The 21973-nt window shown below is 61.9% G+C and carries 17 protein-coding genes; 5 read left to right on the plus strand and 12 right to left on the minus strand.

The window, feature by feature from the left end:
• Positions 1-15: 15 nt before the first annotated feature.
• The 4 genes from HS101_04665 to ftcD form a co-directional block, all read right to left on the minus strand.
• A complete protein-coding gene (locus tag HS101_04665) occupies positions 16-1194 on the minus strand; it encodes a hypothetical protein (protein ID MBE7505563.1) in 1179 nt (392 codons plus the stop codon).
• Positions 1181-1792, minus strand: a complete 612-nt coding sequence (locus tag HS101_04670; GenBank protein MBE7505564.1) for a PH domain-containing protein — start codon at positions 1790-1792, stop codon at positions 1181-1183. Before HS101_04670 ends, HS101_04665 begins: the two co-directional genes overlap by 14 nt.
• Positions 1789-2331 carry a hypoxanthine phosphoribosyltransferase gene (gene hpt, locus HS101_04675; GenBank protein ID MBE7505565.1) on the minus strand — a complete coding sequence of 181 codons (543 nt, stop codon included), beginning with the start codon at positions 2329-2331 and terminating at the stop codon, positions 1789-1791. Before hpt ends, HS101_04670 begins: the two co-directional genes overlap by 4 nt.
• A 178-nt stretch (positions 2332-2509) precedes the next feature.
• Positions 2510-4198 (minus strand): glutamate formimidoyltransferase, encoded by a 1689-nt coding sequence (gene ftcD, locus HS101_04680; GenBank protein MBE7505566.1) that lies wholly within the window; start codon positions 4196-4198, stop codon positions 2510-2512.
• 233 nt (positions 4199-4431) lie between these two features.
• On the opposite strand from ftcD, the gene HS101_04685 reads away from it, so the two are divergent.
• Together HS101_04685 and HS101_04690 are read left to right on the plus strand one after the other, a co-directional pair.
• Positions 4432-6741, plus strand: a complete 2310-nt coding sequence (locus HS101_04685; protein MBE7505567.1) for a protein kinase — start codon at positions 4432-4434, stop codon at positions 6739-6741.
• Between the two features lie 12 nt (positions 6742-6753).
• The gene (locus HS101_04690) at positions 6754-7416 is read left to right on the plus strand and encodes a hypothetical protein (GenBank protein MBE7505568.1); all 663 of its coding nucleotides are present in this window, start codon (positions 6754-6756) and stop codon (positions 7414-7416) included.
• On the opposite strand, the gene HS101_04695 is transcribed toward HS101_04690, so the two are convergent.
• The 6 genes from HS101_04695 to HS101_04720 all read right to left on the minus strand — a co-directional run bounded on the left by HS101_04695 (position 7387) and on the right by HS101_04720 (position 13755).
• Positions 7387-8676 (minus strand): imidazolonepropionase, encoded by a 1290-nt coding sequence (locus tag HS101_04695; GenBank protein MBE7505569.1) that lies wholly within the window; start codon positions 8674-8676, stop codon positions 7387-7389. The genes HS101_04690 and HS101_04695 overlap by 30 nt on opposite strands.
• 50 nt (positions 8677-8726) lie before the next feature.
• Positions 8727-9179 carry a GNAT family N-acetyltransferase gene (locus HS101_04700; protein ID MBE7505570.1) on the minus strand — a complete coding sequence of 151 codons (453 nt, stop codon included), beginning with the start codon at positions 9177-9179 and terminating at the stop codon, positions 8727-8729.
• A 111-nt stretch (positions 9180-9290) separates the two neighbouring features.
• On the minus strand, positions 9291-11210 hold the full coding sequence (gene hflB / locus HS101_04705; GenBank protein ID MBE7505571.1) for an ATP-dependent zinc metalloprotease FtsH: 1920 nt from the start codon (positions 11208-11210) through the stop codon (positions 9291-9293).
• Positions 11211-11441: 231 nt separating this feature from the next.
• The gene (locus HS101_04710) at positions 11442-12020 is read right to left on the minus strand and encodes a hypothetical protein (protein ID MBE7505572.1); all 579 of its coding nucleotides are present in this window, start codon (positions 12018-12020) and stop codon (positions 11442-11444) included.
• 149 nt (positions 12021-12169) lie between these two features.
• The gene (locus tag HS101_04715; protein MBE7505573.1) at positions 12170-12667 is read right to left on the minus strand and encodes a hypothetical protein; all 498 of its coding nucleotides are present in this window, start codon (positions 12665-12667) and stop codon (positions 12170-12172) included.
• A gap of 116 nt (positions 12668-12783) precedes the next feature.
• Complete coding sequence (locus tag HS101_04720; protein MBE7505574.1) at positions 12784-13755, minus strand: FHA domain-containing protein; 972 nt, start codon at positions 13753-13755, stop codon at positions 12784-12786.
• 183 nt (positions 13756-13938) lie between these two features.
• Between HS101_04720 and HS101_04725 the strand changes: the two genes are divergently transcribed.
• The 3 genes from HS101_04725 to HS101_04735 all read left to right on the plus strand — a co-directional run bounded on the left by HS101_04725 (position 13939) and on the right by HS101_04735 (position 18428).
• Positions 13939-14676, plus strand: coding sequence for a hypothetical protein (locus tag HS101_04725; GenBank protein ID MBE7505575.1), 738 nt, complete (start codon positions 13939-13941; stop codon positions 14674-14676).
• A 17-nt stretch (positions 14677-14693) separates the two neighbouring features.
• Positions 14694-16478, plus strand: coding sequence for an adenylyltransferase/cytidyltransferase family protein (locus tag HS101_04730; GenBank protein MBE7505576.1), 1785 nt, complete (start codon positions 14694-14696; stop codon positions 16476-16478).
• Positions 16479-17675: 1197 nt separating this feature from the next.
• Positions 17676-18428: a hypothetical protein gene (locus tag HS101_04735; protein MBE7505577.1), complete on the plus strand. Its 753-nt coding sequence runs from the start codon at positions 17676-17678 to the stop codon at positions 18426-18428.
• A 715-nt stretch (positions 18429-19143) separates the two neighbouring features.
• Here the strand turns inward: HS101_04735 and sdhA are convergent.
• A complete protein-coding gene (sdhA, locus tag HS101_04740) occupies positions 19144-21108 on the minus strand; it encodes a succinate dehydrogenase flavoprotein subunit (GenBank protein MBE7505578.1) in 1965 nt (654 codons plus the stop codon).
• A gap of 53 nt (positions 21109-21161) precedes the next feature.
• Positions 21162-21935, minus strand: coding sequence for a succinate dehydrogenase (locus HS101_04745; protein ID MBE7505579.1), 774 nt, complete (start codon positions 21933-21935; stop codon positions 21162-21164).
• Between the last annotated feature and the right edge of the window lie 38 nt (positions 21936-21973).

Here is a 21973-nt window from a genome sequence, read left to right on the forward strand (position 1 = left end):
CGAGCACGGGGCCTATTACCGCTGCCCCGACGTCGCGGACGACCCCGACGCCGCGATGGGCGAACCGAACTGCTCGCGCTGCCTCGTGGTCAGCACTTCCATCGTCAGTCGCTTTTTCATGCGCTCGAAAATGTCGTTGATCGGCCGCAGCAGCCGATCAAGATCGGCCTGATAACTACCTTGGGCCGTCGGGTTGGACGACGAGGCAAGTTGCTTCTGCGTCTTTTCGATCTCCGCCTTCCGACCATTCCGATAGTTGATGGCTTCCGTCTTGGAATTCTTGAGAATCCCCGCCGCCTGATTGATCTGTGACTCATCGCACCGGTAAGTCTGGCAAAACTGACGCACGTATTTGTCCCACTCCGTCTCGTCGGTGGAGAAACGCTTTTCGTCCATCTGCTGCTTGAGCTGAGCCTGGGCAACCAGCGAATCGCGGTTCGCATCGCGCGACGCATATTGCGCCATGACCGGCGCGTGTACCGGGTCATTCTGAAGCCCCCAGTCCGTCGGCGTCCATTGACCCGATTGCCACTTCTGAACCAGCTTCGTCACGTCGTTATGTCGCCGATTGAACGCCGCGAGGTCCGCCTGCATCTGCTTCCGCTGATCGTCGCTCATCGTCCGGTCAAGCTGCTGCGTGACCCGCTGAATCGCCTGACTGCTCTCGTCAATCAGCGGGCGAAGACGCGTCACCCATTGCTGAACCTGCTCCGGCGTAAAGGGCTGGTTACTCGCCCGCGCGCGTGTGATATCTACCATGACCGGAAGCACGTCCTTGAAGTGCTTCAGCGTCATCATCATCGCCTCGCGCTGAACCGTCGTATCAAGCTGGCTCCGCTGATCGTGGCTCAGGCTCCATCGCGACTGCACCGCGTTCAAGAATGCGTCCTGTCGCGCCACCGGGTCCCACGGCGGAATCCGCCCCACGTCTCGCATCACCGTTCGCGCAAACTGGTCCTCCGGCGAGTTCCAGCCCTGCTGCCGAAAAATGTTGTCCGCCGCGTCCTCTAAGAGCGGAATCTGGTTTTCCCACGGGCCGATCTGCTTGGCGACTTCCATCGCCTCCTCGACCTGCTTGGCCTGGTCGTCCGGAAGCTTCACCGCCTGGGCCGCCGCGACCGAAGAAAACGCCGCGACCGCCGACAGAGCGGCAACCGAGAACGTTCTCCGCTGTGTCTGCTTAAGAGAAATCATGATGTCCTCTGTTTCGGGATCGAATGACTGCCTCGCGAAGTTGTTCGTGTACCTCCAGCGGTCGGGCAACGATCCGCCACGACGCCGTGCCGGTCGAACCGCCGGAGCCCGCCGCGGTCTGAAAGGAGATCGTCCCTGTGCGCGTGACGCGCTCGAGGATACTGAGAGTCAGATACGTATTCTGAATCCGATCCAGCGAACATTCGAACATTTCCACGTTGAACACGCCGCGAATGCGCATCACCCGCCGATTCGTCAGTACATAGAGCCGCGAAACCCATTCCAGCATTCCCCAGCCGATGCGCGCCGCCGCCAGCGAAAATCCGAAGTAATAAAGGTACCAACGAGAAGCATGCGGCACCCATTCGGTCATCGAAAAATAAGATAGCGCGATACCCACCGCGACCCATCGAATCGAAACCAGCACCACGAACCACGGTGACGGCTTCAGCGCAAAATGCACCACCTCGCCACCGTCCAGCAGGTGCGCAGGTACCACCTGACCCAGTTCCAGTCCCACCACCGGGCCAGCGCGACCCTCCGCGTGGGCCACGACGCCCTGTGGACGCTTTACCGGCGGCTCCACGATTGCCGTCACGCGTACATCTCCGGGCGAAGCACGCCGATGTCAGGCCAGTTTCGATAATGTCCATCGTAGTCCAGTCCATAGCCCACGACGAATACGTCCTCGATGTCAAACCCAACGAAGTCCGCAAGCCGCTCTTTCGGCGCCTTCGACGGCTTCCGAAGAAGGACGCAAACCTTGATGTCCGCCGGCCCACGCTCCATCAGGTGCTTGCGAACCGCCTTCAGCGTCCCGCCGCTGTCCAGAATATCGTCCACGATCAGCACATGTCGACCGCGAATGTCCACGCTCAGATCCTGCACCAGCTTTGTCTCCCCCCCAACCGTGGTCTCACCCCGATAACGACTCAGCGTCATCAGCCCGATCCGCATCTTAAACGGCAGGCATCGAATCAAATCGGCGAGGAAAATGATGGAGCCCGCCAGGATCGGAACGATGATCAATCCTTCGGAGTCGTCGGCATACGCCTGATCGATCTCGCGAGCCAGCTCTTTAACGCGATGAAGAATCTGATCCCGGGGAATCAGAATCCTCGCAATGTCTTGCTCCATCGACGGTATTATAGACGCGACGCCCCGCCTGTCACCAAAGCACCGCCGGGGCAGATCCGGCCGCCCCCCTACCCGATGAAATCCCCATTTCCCACCCACTTGCCGACGACCCGCCAAGGCCGACCAACCGCGGCTCCGCAATTTCTGCGCTCGCGATCACCCGACGAAGTCCGGCTCCTTAGCTCTTCATCCGCGATCGAACCACCGACAGAATCTCCTGCTCCGTCTTCATCGACTGCGCCTCGATCTCCTCTGCTCGCGCGAGATACTTTCCGGCGACGGCCTTGTCGTCGAGCGATCCCGCGTTGATCCGCACATTGAGGTGCGCCCCGCGAACCGCCGTCAGCGCGCACAGTGCCGCAACGCCAGCATCCGATACGCTCGCCTCCATCCCGATCTCCGCCATCTTTCCGATCACCCTCATGCTCTCGTGCGACTCGACCATGACCGCCAGCGGAGTCTCGATCGCCCCGCGCGTCGCCGACTGCACCGCCCCCTTGCGCGCCTGCTTCTCCGCATCCGTGCCGTTGGGCAAGCCAAACGCCGCCATGATCGCGTTGAACGCTGCCGTGTCCTCATCCACCAATTGCAAGAGGCGCGTCCAGTGCTTCTTGCCCTGCTCGGCGTAATTCGAAAACTCTTCCCAGCGATCGTCCCAGCCGCGCTTATGCGATGACAGATTCGCCACCATCGTCGCCAGCGCCGCGCCCAGCGATCCGCACAGCGCCGCAATGCTCCCGCCCCCTGGCGCAGGCGCTTCCGAAGCCGTCAAATCGGTAAACTGCGCAACCGTCATATCAACCAGCCGCTTCGCGCCCTTATCCGCAATCGCGTACTCGATGATCTTCTCCTCCGGCTTGAACGGATACAGGTCGTTCAGCCCCAGGCTCTTCACCGCGATCTTGATCAGTTCTGCGTCGCTCACGCCCGTCGACCGCTGCTGCTTTCGCAGAAAATATCGCCCCGCCTCGAGCATCGCCGCCAGCGGAACCAACCCGACAATCTCGCTGCCCGTCACGCGAATGCCGCGCTCCGCCGCCTTTTTCACGCACTCATCAAACGCAACATGGATCGGCGTCACCCCCAGATTCGTCAGGTTGATCGAAATCTGCGCCACCCCGAACTCGTCGATGAACCAGCCGATCGCCTTCACGCACTTCAGCGTGCCCGGCTCCCAGACTTTGCTTCCCTTCTCATCCACCACCGCCTTGCTGCCCGGCTTGCCGTCCACCGTCTTCACCCGGCCCTTCTCGCGGATGTCAAAGGCGATCGAGTTCGCCCGGCGCGTGCTCGTCGTATTGAGATTGACGTTGTACGCCACCAGAAAATCTCGCGCCCCCACCGCCGTCGCCCCCGCTCGCTCATTAAACGCCGCAGGTCCGAAGTCCGGCTTCCACTCCGGCTGCTTGAGCTTTTCGGCAAGCCCCTCGTACTCACCCGCGCGGCAATTCGCCAGATTCTTCCGCTCCGATTTCGAAGCCGCATACTCGTACAGATAAATCGGGATCCTCAATTCCTCGCCGATTCGCTTGCCGAGCTTCTTCGCATACTCGACCGTCTCCTCCATCGTGATCCCCGCAACGGGAATCAACGGGCAAACGTCCGTCGCCCCGAATCGCGGATGCTCACCCTTGTGCTTTCGCATGTCGATGATTTCCGACGCCTTGCGCACCGCCCGAAACGCCGCCTCGCAAACCGCCTCCGGCGCACCGACCATCGTCACCACCGTCCGGTTCGTCGCCTTGCCCGGATCGACATCGAGCAATCGCACCCCCTCAACGGTCTCGATCTGATCGGTGATCTGCTTGATAACGGCCATATCGCGCCCCTCTGAGAAATTCGGGACGCATTCAATCAGCGGCGGCATAACACTCCTCCGGGAATGCCGGGCGTCGCGCCCGACGAATGATGATCAAGACTACTCTGGACCGGTGTCCGTGTTGACAGCACCGAAACTGTACCCTCCGTGACGCCAGGTGGGCCAATTGTCCAGATTCGGTCTCTGCGATTATAATCAAGGGATCCAACGGGCTCACGTTTTTGCAATGAGACCGTGCGCCGCTCAAGTATCTTTCTCGTTATCGTGGGCCCGAACGAGATATGACAGACCGCGAGAAATCCAAGTCGCCGCGCACTCCGGCCAACGAAGCCGAGACGGTCGCGCTGCCGGCCGGTATGGATTCGGCGCCCATACAGGTCTATGGCTTCGAAGGATATGAAATCCTTCGCGAGCTGAGCCGCGGCGGGCAGGGCGTGGTCTATCTCGCTCATGAAAAAGCAACCAAGCGCAAAGTCGCCATCAAAGTTCTGCGCGATGGCCCTCATGCGTCGAACGAGGCGACAAAACGATTCCAGCGCGAGATCGAACTCATCGCCCGGCTCGAACATGCCGACATTGTTGCCGTTCTCCACGCCGGCGTCACCGCGAACGGGCTGCCCTATTTTGTCATGCCCTACATTCGCGGCCGACCGCTGACCGAGTTTGTTAACGCTGAGTCGCTCACGCTGCTTGACGTCTGCCGTATCTTCGCACGCATCTGTGATGCCCTGCATCACGCCCATGGCCGCGGCGTCATCCATCGCGACCTCAAACCCAGCAACGTGCTGGTCGAAGACGAAGGACAGCCCCGCATTCTCGACTTCGGGCTGGCCAAAATCCTCGCCGGCGCGGGCGACTCGCTTGTCTCCGTCAGCCGCACGGCCTTTGGCACGCTTGCCTACATGGCCCCCGAACAGGTTCGGGGTAACCCCGACCTGATCGACGCACGGACCGACGTCTATGCCATTGGCGTCCTGCTTTACAGCTCGCTCACCGGGCAGATGCCCTATCCGACGAACGGCCCGCCCGTCGAGACCATGCAGCACATTCTCAATACGGAGCCCGTTCCGCCCAGCCGCCTTCGCGCCGACCTCGACCGGCAGATCGACACCATCGTCCTGAAATGCCTGGCCAAGGAGCGGGGCGATCGGTATTCCGGCGCCGACTCTGTCGCCGAAGACCTTCGGTCATTTGTCTCCGGCGAACCAATCTCGGCGCGCCGCGACCACTTTGCCTATGTCGTGCGGAAGCTCGCTCGCAACGTGATGAGCCGGCACCCGATTGTCACCGCCGTGCTGATTGCTCTTGCAACGACGGTTCTCGGCCAGGCTGTGCTCAATCCGCTTGTCATGCGCACGACGATTCTCACGCACCTGTTCGAGCGTGCCGTCTCTCAAATCGCCGACACCACGCCCCCGGGCGCTTCGCTTCGACACGTACGCATCCTCGGTATCCAGGACGACCCACCAACGTCCGCGCTTTTTAAACGAGCCGGCCTCCCGGACGAATCAATGGACAATCCGCGCTCGTTGCGGCGCGTCCACGGAGTCCTCCTCAAGCGGCTCGCGGCGGCCAGCCCCCGCGTGGTCGTGCTGGATATCGTCTTCGGCGCCCGCAGCGATTTCGACAGGGAGTTGATCGACGGCGTTCAAACTCTGAACGACGCGGGCGTTCCAGTGATCGCCGCCGTCCAGACCTGGTGGACCAACGAACAGGGCGCGCCCGAACTTAATCCCGAGCTTGCCCCACTCACGCGCTGGGGCTGTATTCAGGGTGAATTCGAGAACAACCCATGGAGAATACTTCTCATCATGCGCCGCGGGCCCCGGCATCCGCTCCCATCCCTCGCCCTCGCGGCCGTCGCCGCCTACGCCGAGCCGCGCGGCGCGCCAACCTACGAATTCGATGACGCGAAGAATACTGTCACCATCGGGTACCAGAAGCCCGCGCCGAACGATTCCGGGACCACCGCATGGCTCCCGACCGAATCCGAACTCATTCTGTCGTATGTCCATCGCGTGGAATCCGGCACTGCGCTGGATGCGTGCGAGGGGCTCGAACCAAACGATCTCGTCGGATTCCGCGTCAGCTCCATGACCGATCAGTCCGTTCTTCACCGGGCCACGTTGGGATACGGCGACGTTCTCGCGGCGAGCCCGCATCAACTTAGGGACATTGCCGAAGGTCGCGCGGTCATAATCGGCGATTTGCGCAGCGGCGTGGATCGTCATCGCTTCGGCCAACCCACCGGGCAGCCCGGCTGCTATGCCCATGCTGTCATGATCGAGCAGCTTCTTCAGGAGTTGGCCTTCCCCGGTCGCCGTCCTGCGCCGCTCGCCTTCTCGGCGTCCGCGGCCGTCGCCATGTGTGCAGTTGCCGGCGTGGTCATCGGGTTTTGCTCATTCTGGCGGCGCGAAGTCCTGGCAGCCGTGTCAATTTTCGCGATCTGCGCGATCAGCGGGTTGGCGGCTCAGCAGGCCAAGGTCCTGTTGAACCCCATTGTTCCCATCCTGACGCTCTTGATTGCCTGCTATGCGACAGCATTGTTGAAGCTCGGCCCGGCTTGGGCCGCGAGTCGAAGGCCTGTTTGAAAGGAGACACGAATGTCCCGGCGATTATGTTTCGTACAGCTCATGATGGTGCTTGCGATGAGTGGATGTGCGATGGAGCGCGTCACAAAAACTCAGCCCGTCTATGCGATCATCGGCGTAGTCGGTAAACCGCCCGCCGCCATGGACTATTGCTTCGTCAATCTGGCTGACATCAACCTTGATAACAAGACACTTCGCCAGGAGTTCGACGCCAGGAAGTACATCACGACCCGGACGATTCTGAAGCTTGAAATCGTCGCCCTTCCGAAAACAAACGTCCTTGCTCTGTTCGGCCCCAACTTTGGCTCCGCGGAGCTGGCCAGGGCCAAAATCGAGAACACCGATCCGATGGTCTTCATCGAATGCGGATGGGTCTACTTGACCGGACAAACCCCGCTCATCGAGACGCCATACGGCACTGCGGGCGCGAATGGCAGCGCGATTGCAGTCCAGATCTTTGAGTCCGCCGGCGTTTCGGTGCATCGGGTTTATTTCTTGAAGGGCTCAAGCGCCCGGGTTTGGACAACAAAGATGGACAAGATCATGGGAACGATCGGTTACTTTGTCGACATGAATGCGGACGGCACCATCACCGCCCCGGCGCCGATATCCAGCAACGCGGACGCGACGGCCTTTCAGAGCAATCTACTCCTGACGATCGAGGCGGCAATCTGACGATAGGAAGTTCGGCGACAATACTTCCCGGATCGGGACGACCTGGCCTTTCTTGATCACCGTCTTCACCGCGTTCACCCCCACACGATAGGGCCAGAGGTCCAGATTCGGCACATCCAGAATCAGCAGGTCCGCCTCGTGTCCCACTGCGATGGCCCCGATCCGGTCCGCTCGTCGCAGCGCCGCCGCCGCGTTCGCGGTGCACGCAACAAGACACTCCGCCGGCGTCATTCGCAGGATCGTGCACCCCATCGACATCACCAGCGGCAGCGACTCGATCATCGCCGAGCCCGGATTGCAATCCGTCGCCAGCGCCACCGGCAACCCCGCGTCGATCAGCTTCCGCGCCGGCGCCGCCGCGGAATGCAAAAAGAACGAGCAGCCCGGCAGCAAAACAGGAATCGTCCGGCTCTTCCTCATCGCCGCGATCGTCGCATCATCGACATATTCCAGATGATCCGCCGACGCCGCATCCATCTCCACCGCCAGCCTCGTCGCCCCGCTGTTCGAAAGCTGCTCGGCATGTACCTTCGGCATCAGCCCGTGCGACTTGCACGCCGCCAGAAACCGCCGCGACTGCTCCACCGTAAACGCCCCACGCTCGCAGAAGACGTCGGCAAACTCCGCCAGCTTCTCGCGCGCGATCCGCCCTAGCAACTCGTCACTGGAAATCGCCGCGATGTACTCGTCCGGCCGCCCTTCAAACTCCGGCGGCAGCGCATGCGCACCCAGAAACGTCGGCACGATCTCAATCGGCACGCGGCTCGCCACTTCGCGGACCGCCAGCAGCATCTTCAACTCAGAATCCGCCGAAAGCCCGTAGCCGCTCTTGATCTCCAGCGTCGTCACCCCCGCCGCCATCATGCGACCGATGCGCGGCAGCGACTCGGCCACAAGCTGCTCGACGCTCGCCACGCGAACCGACCGCATGGTGCTGCGAATCCCCCCGCCCGACTCCAGAATCTCCAGATAACTCGCCCCCCCGATCTTGCGGACGAACTCGCCCTCGCGCGACCCCGCAAACACCGCGTGCGTGTGGCAGTCAATCAGCCCCGGAACAACCGTCCCGCCCCCGGCATCGATCTTCGCGTCAAACGCCCCGCTCGGCGCATCCGCCACCGCGCCAAACCACGCAATCTTCCCGCCCTCAATAACCAGCGCGGCCTGCTCGATGATCGGTGGATTGCTGAACGCACCCCCGCCCACCGGCCCCGGCGGAACCGCAACAAGCTGCGAGATGTTGGAAATGATGCTTCGCATGATTGCCGCGAACTAAGGATAGCGAAGCGCGCAGGAAGAGAGAAGTCGATTTACGACTCCGAAATCTGCTTCTCAAAGATGATGAGGTTCTCAGTCCGATCCGGATCCCATCGCACACCGACGATGTCAAAGCCCATCTGGATCGCCATGTGCAGGATCGCCCGATGCGCGTTGTGGCACTCCATGCGAATCCAGTGGTAGCCGTGCTCCACCGCCCAGCCCATCTGCGCCTCGTGAAGCTGCGTGGCGATCGCCGTTCGCCGAAAGTCCGCATGAACGCCCGTCAGCCACGAAAAGAAAACCGTCGGCTTCAACTCAAAACCCGTGGCGAATCCCACCGGCCGCTTGTCCACCTGCGCAACCAACAGCAGCGGGTTGTAGCGACCCACCAGCCGGCGCCGGAAGAATTCCACGTCGTGCGGCGGCCGAAAAATCTCGTTGTAGAGATCGGTGATCAGCGGCAGTTCGCCCGCCCCTACAATGACCACTTCTGCATTTGCCATCACGCCTCGCGTCCCTTGAAGAGACGCCTCCACGCGTTCACGCCCCGCGGCATTCCGCCGCGCAGCAAAAACCATGACCCATCAACTGCCCATCTTATACTCAAGGATTAATCAGCCCAAGCCCGGCTGGGGTAGTGAGCCGCCCGGCGGAAGCTGCGGCTCCGGCCTGGCCACGACCGGTCGGGCCGTCTGCTTGGGCGGCAGATTCTCATCGGCCAGGATGCCCGACAGAGTCGGTCGGTTCAGCGTTTCTCCCTGACACAGCCGGCGCACCTCGTCTGCGTCCAGCGTCTCGTGCTTCAGAAGCGCCTGGGCCACGGCATCGACCTTCTCCCAGTTCTCGTTGATGATCCGCTCGGCATCCCGAAATGCCTCGTCAATCATCCGCCGAACTTCCTCGTCGATAAGCCGAGCCGTGTCGTCGGAATACTCTCGCTCGCGAAACATCGACTCGCGGTTTTCGCGCGGCGAGTAGCGAACGAAGCCGAGCTTGTCGCTCATGCCCCACTCCAGCACCATCGCCCGTGCCGTGTTCGTGGCCATGTCGATATCCATGGCCGCGCCGCTGGAGATGTCGCCGCAATGCCGAAGCTCGGCAATACGACCTCCGCAAAGCACGCGCATCTGAGTGCGGAGCCACTTCTGTCCATACCCATAACGGTCCTTCTCCGGCAGCGACATCGTCGCCCCCAGAGCCCGGCCGCGCGGGATGATCGTCACCTTATGCAACGGATCGCCGTCAGGAAGCAGCAACTGGAGCACCGCGTGGCCCGCCTCGTGATACGCCGTCGCCAGTCGCTCTTTCTCCTCGATCGTCCGGCTCTTGTTCGACCGGCCGAAGCGAATCTTGTCGCGTGCCTCTTCGAGATCGTCATTCTCGATAAGGTCCTTGTTCTGCATCGTCGCCAGAATCGCCGACTCGTTGACGATCGCCGCCAACTCAGCCCCGCTGAACATCGGCGTCCCCCGGGCCATCCGCATCAGGTCCACCCGCGGCGACATCTTCACCTTCTTGGCGTGAACCTTCAGAATCTCCAGCCGGCCCTTCACGTCCGGCAGCGGCACATAAACGCGCCGATCGAATCGCCCCGGCCGCGTCAGAGCCGGATCGAGAATGTCGTCCCGGTTCGTCGCCGCAATGACAATCACCTGATCCGACGTATCGAATCCATCCATCTCAACGAGGATGGCGTTGAGTGTCTGTTCGCGCTCGTCGTGGCCCCCCCCGCTGTAGGCCGCGCCGCGACGTCTACCCACCGCGTCAATCTCATCCAGAAAGATGATGCACGGCGAGTTTTCCTTCGCGCTCTTGAACAAGTCGCGCACCCGGCTGGCGCCGACGCCGACAAACATCTCCACGAAATCCGCGCCGCTGATCGAGAAGAACGGTACGTCCGCCTCGCCCGCGATCGCCTTCGCCAGAAGCGTCTTGCCGCACCCCGGTTCGCCCACCAGCAGCACGCCGCGCGGAATCCGCCCGCCCAGCCGCTGAAACTTCTTCGGGTGCTTCAGGAATTCAATCAGCTCGGCGACTTCTTCCTTTGCCTCATCAACGCCCGCCACGTCCTTGAACGTGATGTTCGTCAGTTCCTTGTTGCTCACCCGATGGCGAGACCGCCCGAAGCTGCCCAGCATCCCCGCCCCGCCGGCCGAAGCCCGCAGATGACGGAAGATCATGAAATACACAAACCCAAAAACCAGGATCCACGGAACGATCCCGATCAGCATGTTCATCAGCGGAGCGCTCGACGGCTGATACGTCACCTTGGCCCCGGGCGACGTCCGGCGAATCTTCGCCTCCACTTCAGGAACCCGGCCGAGCGTGTTGTACGAAACCTTGAAGCGCCGATTGGCGACCCCCTGCGGAAGCCCCTGCGCCGTCGCCGAATAAGTCCCGGTGATCTCGTCATCCTTGACGATAATCTCATCGAACTTCCCGTTCTCCGCGTCCTTCCAGAACGCGTCGATGCTGATCTCCTTCGGAGACGTGTAACCCTGGGACACTACAAGCGCGATCATCATCGCGATCATCAGGAACCCGATCCAGCTCATCACCCCGCGCGACATCTTCATCCGCGGAGGGGGCATCCCCTTCTGCGGAGGGCGCTTGGGCCGCCCGCCTTGCGGGTCCTGCTGCTCATCTGGTTGTGGGCCATTTTCAGCCATGAAGCTCCCAGATCTCTTGACGGTCCTGTATCTTACGAACGCCCGACAATGGGGGATCGTGCTATCAACTATCGGATTATAGTCGGCGAGCCAACATCACCAATCCGTGGTCCACAGTTCTTCGATCATCCGCTCGCTGACCCGATCCATGGCCCGCTGGCTCGCGTGATAAAAATCTTCCCCCAGGGGCGGAATGTAATCCACGGTCTGGACATAGTTTGGGCGATCTACCAGTACCTCGTTGGTGCGAAGATCCTTCCATTGAAAGCTCAAAACCACGGTCGAAGTCGTCTCCCGGGGCCGAACCGTCCGAAAATCCCGCCCGATCGTGGATTGCCGGACTTCCCGAATCTCCCCGGTCAAGATCGTGTCCGCCAGATCCTTCTTCGCCAGCTTGAACGGCGTCTCCGACTCGATCCGTTTGGCCAGCGCCTCGGTCAACTGCAATTCCAATCCCCGCCGAAATTCCTTCGACTCGAAGATATCCAGCGCCACCGTTCGAATCCGGTCGTTCCGCGAATTCTGCGTCCGAACCACCGCCGTCCGATCGGTCGAATAACCGCAACCGGTCAATTGGACCAAGGTCGCCAACACGCCGAACGCGCCCGCCGCGCGCCATCCCCTTCGCAAAGTCGTGTCGTTGTCGCCGGATGTTGATCGGGTTTGGATCGTCATGAAAAGCCGCATCGCTGGACCGGCCGGGATTATATCCGCCGCTCACCCACTCGCAACGCGGCCACGTTTCTCCCGGCCGTATGCGTAAAACAGCCTTCTGGTGCAGGCCCCCGGGCTTCCAGTCCCGACCGCCCCTATCGCTGTCCCGATCAATAGAAAATCGTCACAATCAGATGCTGCTCGACGTGTTTCGCCTCAAACGGACCGACCGTCGTGTTCACCGTCTTGATGTAAATCTCCGGATGCGAGTCAATCCACTCGTTGATCTGGTCGTCCATGTGCGCCAATGCCGCCGGAGTCAGCTTGCTGTGAAAAGTTCGGATACGCGTCGCCGCCTCCGTCGGCCCGGAGACACCACGCTTCAGTTTTGCGTCATGATGAACCCCCGCCAGCGTGCTGCCTTCCGCGAAGCTGCGGATTTTTGACGAAGGTTGTTGCTCACCCGGGTGGTCGTCTCCCTCCAGCGTCAGATTCTCTTCCGCGGCCGCCGCGGCGCGCTGCGCCTCTATCGCCTCCTTGCGCTTCTTGTCCACGCACCCCGGGCAAAGCAGCACCCCGTGAACAAGCCCCGCCTGTCGATTAACAATCTGGTCCGCGGTGATGGCCGCCCCGCATCCCTCGCAAGCCTTGGCTGCTGTCTCACTCATGCGATGTTGCTCCCTCCCGCGCGGTACGCGCGTCGACTTGTGCGCATCCGGAATCAGACGCTTAGCGAAGCAGCCCCCATTCTAGAAGATTCGTCGCGTGAGATACAACCGCCGATTCACGGCGTTGAGAATGAACTGCCCGCAGTCATTGCCAGCCCCGTCACCAGAATCGTGACCGAGCACACTCCAACCGTCGTCCCGATCAGCGCCAGTGCCCCGCCGGGAATCCGCAATATCAACACCGTCACGCACGCCGCCATCGCGAAACCCGCGATCGCCGGCACAGGCATCGACCACGCCAGATCGAGAATCGCAAACAGCACCAGCACCGCAAGCGATCCATATTTCAGGTGCTTGTGCGCCAGCGCCACGCGACGGCCCGACAGGAGAAAGATGCCCGCGATGCCCACGCCATACGCGATTCCCACCAGCCACGGTCGCGATGAATCCGAAGTCCGATGTATCTCAAAAAGGTGAAACAAACCCATCAAGATCGCGAACGCCGTCATGAACGATCGGGCAATCATGAACCGGTTGATGCTGAACCACCGTAGCGGATTCCGCCGGTCCTTCACCTCGCGCATGACCGGCAGAAACGCCGACTCGTCCAGCGGCATCGCCGCGCCGGGCGCCGCCACCACCGTCGTTCCGTCAGAAGATTGGATGTCCAGCCGAAATCGAAATTCGCCCGCCCGAAACGACTGCTTCGTCCCCAGCTTCCCCCGCTCGATCCGCTGCTTATTGATCCACGTGCCCGATTCGCTCTTGGCGTCTTCCAGAATAACCGTGCCGTTTTCCCCCAAATTCAGCCGGCAGTGAATCTGCGAAAGCCCCTCGGCATCCAATGCCAGCCAGTTTCCGATCGCCTTGCCGATGCGCAATTCGTGCCCGACCGGCATGATAAACTGCTCGCCCACCCAGAACGGCCCCTCCATCACCGTCAGAACCGCCCGGCTCGATCGGCCCGCGGAATCTTCCAGCTCCAGCGTTAACTCCTTCTTGCAAAGCGGGCAATTGACCGTCACAACAAGGTCGAGCTGGTCACAATCAAGCGGATTGCCACAAGGGCAGCAAACGACGAGCGCCATCCCAAAAGCTCCTCCTAACTCGCTCCGGTGCCCCCATTCTCGTGTTCAACACACCGATAGGCAAGTCGATTAGCGCCCCGGTCGAGTCCGAAATCCCAAAGGCCCACCGTCTCTTAGCCGATGTCACAATGGAAGACACTGCGCGGAAGGTCCGCGCAGCGCAATACTTGCGCCTGTACAAAGATGATCTACGTCTCTGCATCGCTTTGGGTCCTCGTCATCATCCTCCTCGCCTGGGGCGTCGACAGGATTTGGAAGGGCCTCGCCAAGCCGCAGACCATTCGCGTCTTCCTCTGGCCCGCCGCGATCCTCGCCCAGATCGGCAGAGTCCTCGCCCTCCTCATCACCGGTGCAAAAGTCGTCAAAGCCCCACCCGAAAATGGTGAGCCCGGCCCCGCAGCCGACTGGGCCCCGAAGATGCCCGTCATCGGTCCCATGGTCGTGGCCCTCGTACCCATGACGATGATCACGTGCGTCCTCTATTTCGTCGGCGTTCGGCTCGGATACGCCGTCGTCGAAAAAGTTCCCGCCTCCACCGTCTCCACCGTGCCGCCACTCACCCTCGCCGCATTCTGGGATCAACTCCGCGCCCTGCTCACCCTCTCGCAAGGCACGCTCGATGCCCTGCGTAACGCCGACCTCCAGCCGTGGAAGCTCCTGCTCTTCACCTACTTGATGATCTGCTTCACCGTCCGACTCGCCCCCTCCCCCGGAAATGTCCGCGGACACTTCGGCGCCATCGTCGTCATCGGCGTCGCCGCCGGTCTCGCCGGAACCGTGCTCACCGAGCTGCCCAACCTCATTCAGGGCGCATGGCCGCTGCTCGCGCTCGCCCTCGGCTGGCTGCTCCTCATGCTCATGGGCTCGCTGATCCTCCGCGCCGCTGTCTCATCCGCGAAAGTCATCCTCAAGACCGACTAAGCCGCGACGGTACCCACATGAATCACGACTCACCTTCCAGCTCGCCGCCGCCGACCACAGACTTCAGACGCAAGATCGTCTCCATCGACTTTCTCAAAGCCGCCATCGACGCAGCCAGGATGAGCCCCGCCGATCGACCGGGCGCGCCCATCTTCGTCCAGTGCCACGGATGCTTCGACATTGTCCATCCCGGCCATATTCGCTATCTCCAGTTCGCCAAGAGTCAGGGGAGCGTCCTGATCGTCTCCATCACCGGTGACGCCGCCATCGACAAGGGCAGCGTCCGGCCCTACATCCCCCAGGAACTCCGCGCCGAAAACCTCGCCGCCCTCGAAATCGTCGACTACGTCGTCATCGATCCCAATCCCACCGCGTCCAAGCTCCTCGCGACCGTCAAGCCCGACATCTACGTCAAGGGCGAAGAATACGCCGTCAGCCGCGACCCGCGATTCCTCGACGAGAAGAAAGTCGTCGAGTCCTACGGCGGCCGCGTCCTCTTCTCCAGCGGGCAGGTCGTCTTCAGTTCCACCCGGCTCGGCGAAGGCATGGAGCGCAGCGCCGGCGACCGTGACGAACTGGCTGATGCCCGGCTGGGGCACATGTGCCGACGGCATCACATCTCGTCCGTCCAACTCGTGACAACGCTCGAAGCAATGCGCGGCAAGCGCGTTGTCATCCTCGGCGACCTCGCTATCGAGGAGTACGTCCTCTGCGACGCAAAGGGCCTCGCCGGTGAATCGCCGATGATGTCGCTCACCGAACTCGACCGCCGCGAGCACCTCGGCGCCGCCGCGATCCTCGCCGCACAGTGCGCCGCCCTCGGCGCATCGCCCGTCCTCATTACCGTCCTCGGCCGAGACGAGTCATCCACCCGCGCCGTCAAACAACTCGAAGATCGCGGCGTCACGATTCTGGCGGCGGCCCGGCGCGACGAATTGCCGCGACGCACCCGTTTCCTCGTTGACGACCAGAAGATGCTCAAGCTCGATCGCGGCGCCCCGCGGCCCCTCGACTCCGCCGGGCAGCGGCGCGTCATCGACCTCGCACTCACCGCCGCCGGGCCCATCGACCTCGCCCTCTACTACAACGCCGGCTACGGCCTCTTCTCCTCCGGCCTGCTGGAGCAGCTTGGCGTCCAGCTTCGCGAACGCGCTCCGATCCTCGCCGGCATGGCCGCCGAGCCCAACGGCAGTCTGCTCCACATGACCAACGCGGACCTGCTCCACGTTTCCGAGCGCCGCCTGCGGTCCGCCACCGCCGACTATGCCGGGGGGCTCTCATCCTCCGCCTACGACCTCATGGCCGCTACCAGCGCCGCCGGGCTGATCGTCACCCTCGGCAAGCGCGGCCTCGTCACCTTTGACCGGCCGACCCACGACCGCACCGATCCTGCGTGGATCGACCGTCTGCTCAGCGAGCATTTCCCCTCGTTCGCGTCGCACGTCGTCGATCGCCTCGGCGCGGCCGAGTGCCAGCTCGCGGTCGCGGCCCTGGCTCGCGCCGGCGGTGCAACGCTCATGCAGTCGGCCTACCTCGCCCAGGCCGTCGCGGCCCTTCAGGTTGTCCGACAAGGCCCGCTCGAGGTTTCGCTCGATCAACTTGAGAACTGGCTCCGCCGCCGCCCCGAACTGGCGGACCCCGCCGCGAGCGACGCCAGGAGCGGCACGCCGCGTGAAGACGATCACCGCGCGGCCCCCAGCGCGAATCGCCGGGTAGCCCAAGAAGCGAAGCAAAGTGGCCGTGCCCACGGAGCGAAGCGAATCAACCCAGCGACGACCCAAGAACCCGCCCCTCTTCCGTAGCGCCACCCCAAATGGCCACCGTTTTTGCTCCCCCACTGTAGCGCCACCCCTTGTGGGTGGCGACGTCGTAGTTCGCGTCAACATTCCAAACTCGATCATCGAACTCCCACAGATAAGCCCCGCATTTCGATGAGCCCCGGACTTCAGTCCGGGCGGTTCTCCATCCACCAGTCGCTCCCATTCGCGCACAAAACGCGTCCAAAACCAAGGTGACAATAGGCGAAAAAAGGGGCCAAGGGATCGAGGGGTCAAGGTGTCGAGGGTGAATACAATCGCGCGAATCGCGCGCAAGTCTCGCAGAATCGAAGGTGACATATAGTGACACACGCGATTTTTTTCGTTTGCAACTCTTGTGGCGGTCATGCGTTGGGGCGGTTCGCGTTTGGGGTGAAAAACGGTGAAGAGAGGCGGCAATGCGGGAAAGTGAAACAAGACCGGTGTATGCCCGAACAGGCACGGAAAATCTCGGGAAAGTTCGTTTGTAAGTCCTTGAAAAACGCGATGAGAAGGTGACACAAAGTGGCCAAGCATGATGCAAGGGCAGCGACACTCGGCGGCGCGGATGGGCTCTGGCCATGCGCCGCGCCGCTCGGAGCGTAGCCCAGTATTGGAGTGGAAAAGTGGATGACATCGCATAGGAGACTCTTGCTCCATGTGCGCGCCTGCGGCATCTGATCCTGATGCTCCTTCAATCCGCACTCCGCGCCTGAATGCGCTTTTGCAGTTAAGTCTCGTTGAATGTCGAGTTCAGCCCCCGAAGGGGGCGCTGGAATGTAGCCACGGGTGAAGCGAAGGCGGCGCATGCCGCCGAGCGCAACCCGTGGACCAGATCGCGCAGCGCGACCCGCCCCGGCTGGGGCGGAGGAAGTCTTCGGCCGTGCACAACGCATCAATCATACACACCCTCTGGTAAAAAAGATCTCCAACGCCCCTCCGGGGCTCCTCATCCTCGCCGAATCTTTCCACGGGTTCCGCATCATTCGGCTGGCGCCTCAGTGATGCTCCACCCGTGGCTACACCCCAGCGCCCCGTTGGGGCTTACCATCGCACGCCCTACCGGGCGAGGTCCTAGCATCGATGGATGTCCGAAAATCGAGGCACCGCAGCACATTCTCTACGCCCCCCGGTGAATTCCCATCTCGCTGCCGGTACAATCAATGGCGGGCCGCAAGCCATCCGCCCCGGGGGCCGCACAGCATGAATCACCTGCCGACAATCCTGACCACTGCCGCCATCCTGGCATCGGCAGCCTCCGCGCGAGTTAAGGCGGACCTCGTTGTGGACTCATGGAGTCTCCTGACGCTTGTCAATGACTTCACGCCTCCCGCCAGCGAGTCGGATGCTTCTTATTTTAAGGATGCCCAAACTCCATTCAGTGCGTCCCACACCGCATCGCTTCCCGCTGGTTCCTATTCAACTGCCTCCTACGACATCGGCTGGCTCCTGGACGATGCCCATTTCGACATCACCACGTCGCATCACCTGGCGCAGCTCGATGGACAGACCGGGACCTCCGGCCGCATCTACCTTACCCCGTCCGTCGACTCCCTCGTCACGTTCTCCGGCAACTGGCAGTACGCCTGGCCGGGCTCGGTGATCGGCGCCACCACGTTCGGAGCCGGCGTTTACGACTACGAAACGCAGGAGGAACTTGTCACCTTTGTCGGTCAGGGCGGTAATGTTGGACTGGACCCTCCCTTCGGCGCATTCAATTTATCAGCAAGCACTAATCTCACCGCGGGCCGCGAATACCTGCTTATCTATCGGGCACAGGTCTTTCACTTCGACCCCACGCCGCCCGGAACCTTCGGCGAAGGCTCTGGGGAGTTTCACTTCACCATCACGCCCATCCCAGAGCCCGCCTCCGCGTTGCTGCTCGCGCTACCCATCCTCGCCAAGCGCTCCCGCCGCCGGCGATCGGTCGGTTCCCGACGGTGCGGCCTGCATTAGGTCGGCTTTAGCCGATCGGCGTTTGCCACCAGCTTGAGCTGGTGGGAGCGGACCCCAACACACCCATTCTCCTATTCCTGTCTTTCAGCCGGCTTCAGCCGGGCTTGGGATTGCCCGATGCGCCCAGTCGCGAGCGCACGCCGAAACAAGTCCGGCTAAAGCCCGGCTGAAGTGAGACAGGAAGCAAAACAATAAGACTGGCCCGTCCACCCCCGGTTGAAACCGGCGGCAAACACCGGCCGGCTGAAGCCCGGCCGTGAGTAACGCATGTCAAAACCGCGCGCACGCGGAGCAAGATTGGATACATGGAGATCAATCCAACCATTGCCCCGCGAGGTAGCGCGCGATGTCACCGATGCCGGCTTTCCAAACCTCAAACCCCAGGCCGCAAGCCTCAGGGCTTTTTCACCAAAAACCACCCAAAATGCGATGCGCCCCAACACATGACCGCCACAAGACTTGCCAGCGTCCGCCAAAACTTTTTTCGCCTATTGTCACCTTCGATTCTGCACGACTAACTCGCATCCCGCGCCCTGCCGGACGCACGATTCAGGATCGCTCTCGAATGAAAACTCGCAGACTCGCCGCTGCTCAAAGTTTTGACTTTTTGAATTGTTGCCGTTTTGACGTTTCCACCCGCAATTCCAACACGCGCCCGCTACGCGAGTTGCCGTCGGCTGCAAATCGCTGTGTCACCGTATGTCACTTTGGCCGTCTACACGGCGGCGGGTTCTTTGGCGGGCTTGCCGGAGAATTCGGTCTTCCAGATGCGCTCGATTTCCTCGGCCCCCTTGAGCCCGTATGTGCGAGGCCGGGGATGAACGAGAGACGTGTCCACGGCCTCGTAGGAGAGCTTGGGGCCGTCCTTGCCATGCTCGGCGACGGTCGTCTTGAGCCACTTGTCGTTGCGCGTCTTGAAGATCTCGCACCACTTGCGGGCCTGGTCGGCGAGGTTTCCGGCGTCGGGATCGAGGCCGGCGATCTCGAAGTCGGGCTTGTAGTGGGCCCCGCGGCACTCGTCGCGCTGCAGCGCCCCTTGGGCGATCACCTTTGCCAGGATCAGCATGTCGCCGAGGGCCCGGGTAAAGGAGAGATTCTGATTGGTCCACATGCCGGTGTCGGCGAGCGGGGCCTTCTGGTAGCGGGCCGAAAGCTCGTCGATGCGGGCGAGGGTCTCTTTGATCTTGTCGTTGTGCCGGACGACGGTGACGTTCTGCGTCATGGTGCGGCCGAGCTCTTCGTGCAGCTTGTAGGCGTTCTCATTGCCGGTGCGGGCGACGAGGGCGTCGAAGCGATCCTTGTGCTTGCGCACGGCGGCATCGAAAAGCGAGGCGGGCTGATCGGCGGCGGTCGACTTGACCGACTTGAAGTAGCTGGTGATCGACGGAGCCGTGATGAGCCCCGCGAAGATGCACGAGAGCAGCGAATTGGCGCCGAGGCGATTGGCCCCGTGGTACTGATAGTCGGCCTCGCCGATGGCGAAGACGCCGGGAACATTGGTCTGCTGATTGCGCGGGTCGCCCAGGATCAGGCCGCCGCTCTTGGCGTCTTTCGCGAAATCGACCCACAGGCCGCCCATTGAATAGTGGACGGCGGGGAAGATTTTCATCGGCGTGACGCGAGGGTCCGCGCCGGCGAATTTCTCGTAGATGGCGAGAATGCCCTCGAGCTTGTGATGCGTCGTGCCCGGCAGATGGGTCAGGTCGAGATAGACGCAGAAGTCGTTCTTCTCGACGCTGAGGCCCTCGTTGGCGCAGACGTGGAAGATTTCCCGGGTGGCGATGTCGCGCGGGACGAGGTTGCCGTATGTCGGATAGCGCTCTTCGAGGAAGTAATAGCGCTCGGCCTCGGGAATTGAACGGGGATCGCGCCTGTCCTGCGGCGTGCGCGGAACCCAGACGCGGCCGCCCTCACCGCGGGCGCTCTCGCTCATCAGGCGAAGCTTGTCCGCGCCGGGCACGGCGGTGGGGTGGACCTGGATGAATTCGCCGTTGGCGTATTTGACGCCTTCCTGAAAGACGCGGCTGTTCGCCCCGCCGGTGCAGATCATCGACATGGTGCTCTTGCCGTAGATCAGCCCGCAGCCGCCGGTGGCCATGACGACGGCATCGGCGCGGAGGGCGACGATGTCCATGGTGAACATGTTCTGGACGATGCAACCGCGACAGACGCCGGCATCATCGAGGACGAGACCGAGAAACTCGTAGAACTCCCAGTTCTTGATGAGGCCCTCGGACCCGTAGCGGCGCACCTGCTCGTCGAGCGCGTAGAGAAGCTGCTGGCCGGTGGTCGCTCCGGCGAATGCGGTGCGCTTGTAGAGTGTCCCGCCGAATCGCCGCCGGTCGAGGTGACCTTCGCCGGTGCGGTTGAAGGGGACGCCGAGACGATCGAGGAGGTCGATGACCTTGGGACCCCAATCGGTCATCTCCTTGACCGGGGGCTGGTGATTCAGAAAGTCGCCGCCATAGACGGTGTCGTCGAGGTGCTTCCACTCGCTGTCGCCCTGGGCGCGGGTGGTGTCGTTGACGCTGTTGATGCCGCCCTGTGCGCAGACGCTGTGCGAGCGCTTGACGGGAACCATGCTCACGAGATCGACGGCAAAGCCGTCCTCTGCGAGCTTCATCGCGCCGGCGAGGCCGGCCAGCCCGCCACCGATCATTGCGACACGTTGCTTAGCCATGAGTGCTTAACCTTCGTCAGGAATCGAACGTACTGTGTGCAGACCAGACAAACTCAGTGTGATTCGGCGGAGATCACCGCGGCCTGCTTTTCTTCCTGGCCCGGGGCTTTGGCGGTACCCAGGGCGTACAAACTGCCGAGACCCCAGATGAACAGGAGCGCCGCGACACCCATGCCGACGAGACGGACGCGGTCCTGTGCCTTCTGTCCGACGGTAATTCCCCAACTAATGCAGAAACTCCAAATGCCGTTGCCGAAGTGGAAACAGGCGGCCCAGAGTCCGACGATGTACATGGTCATCGTCACCCACACTGGAACGATGAAGCCCTTAATAGGTTGCCAGGCCTGCATGCCATTTCGCGTGACCTCGAACGGGTCCTCGCTGCCGATGAACTCGGGCCCCCAGCCGACCCAGTGGGCGAAGCGGAACTTGAGCAGATGGACAATGAGAAAGAGAAAAGCGATGTAGCCGGTGACGCGTTGAAGCGTGAACCGGCGGTTGTCCATATAGGGATAGGAGCGGGTGTTGAACTCGGCGGTCATGGCGATGCGAATGCCGTAAAGGGCGTGGAAAGCGAGGGGCAGGAATATGAAACCTATTTCCAACGCAAGGAGATACGGCAGATTGTGGATCCAGTGAACTTCCTCGTTGAAGACTTCGCGACCTCCTTTGAAAAGGCCAAACCAGTCGAAGGCCCGCGAGTTGGTCAGGAGGTGCTCAATGAGGAAGGCGCCGATCGGGACGATGCCGCTGAGAGAATGGAGTTTTCGGAGCAGAAAATGATGCTTCTGCTCAAAGGTTAGTGCGTCGGAAGTAGGAGTGGCCAAGGCAGGAATTCCTGTTGAATGCGTCGATAATCCGGGCG

It is taken from the genome of Planctomycetia bacterium, assembly GCA_015075745.1.
Lineage (GTDB): Bacteria > Planctomycetota > Phycisphaerae > UBA1845 > UTPLA1 > UTPLA1.

Bases quoted from the DNA above. Each gene is read 5' to 3' on its own strand.
- HS101_04725 (MBE7505575.1), top strand. From the start codon at position 13,939: ATGATCTACGTCTCTGCATCGCTTTGGGTCCTCGTCATCATCCTCCTC.
- HS101_04710 (MBE7505572.1), bottom strand. From the start codon at position 12,020: ATGACGATCCAAACCCGATCAACATCCGGCGACAACGACACGACTTTG.
- HS101_04720 (MBE7505574.1), bottom strand. From the start codon at position 13,755: ATGGCGCTCGTCGTTTGCTGCCCTTGTGGCAATCCGCTTGATTGTGAC.
- HS101_04715 (MBE7505573.1), bottom strand. From the start codon at position 12,667: ATGAGTGAGACAGCAGCCAAGGCTTGCGAGGGATGCGGGGCGGCCATC.
- HS101_04665 (MBE7505563.1), bottom strand. From the start codon at position 1,194: ATGATTTCTCTTAAGCAGACACAGCGGAGAACGTTCTCGGTTGCCGCT.
- HS101_04685 (MBE7505567.1), top strand. From the start codon at position 4,432: ATGACAGACCGCGAGAAATCCAAGTCGCCGCGCACTCCGGCCAACGAA.
- hflB (MBE7505571.1), bottom strand. From the start codon at position 11,210: ATGATCGCGATGATGATCGCGCTTGTAGTGTCCCAGGGTTACACGTCT.
- sdhA (MBE7505578.1), bottom strand. From the start codon at position 21,108: ATGGCTAAGCAACGTGTCGCAATGATCGGTGGCGGGCTGGCCGGCCTC.
- ftcD (MBE7505566.1), bottom strand. From the start codon at position 4,198: ATGCCGCCGCTGATTGAATGCGTCCCGAATTTCTCAGAGGGGCGCGAT.
- HS101_04700 (MBE7505570.1), bottom strand. From the start codon at position 9,179: ATGGCAAATGCAGAAGTGGTCATTGTAGGGGCGGGCGAACTGCCGCTG.
- HS101_04690 (MBE7505568.1), top strand. From the start codon at position 6,754: ATGTCCCGGCGATTATGTTTCGTACAGCTCATGATGGTGCTTGCGATG.
- HS101_04735 (MBE7505577.1), top strand. From the start codon at position 17,676: ATGAATCACCTGCCGACAATCCTGACCACTGCCGCCATCCTGGCATCG.
- HS101_04730 (MBE7505576.1), top strand. From the start codon at position 14,694: ATGAATCACGACTCACCTTCCAGCTCGCCGCCGCCGACCACAGACTTC.
- hpt (MBE7505565.1), bottom strand. From the start codon at position 2,331: ATGGAGCAAGACATTGCGAGGATTCTGATTCCCCGGGATCAGATTCTT.
- HS101_04695 (MBE7505569.1), bottom strand. From the start codon at position 8,676: ATGCGAAGCATCATTTCCAACATCTCGCAGCTTGTTGCGGTTCCGCCG.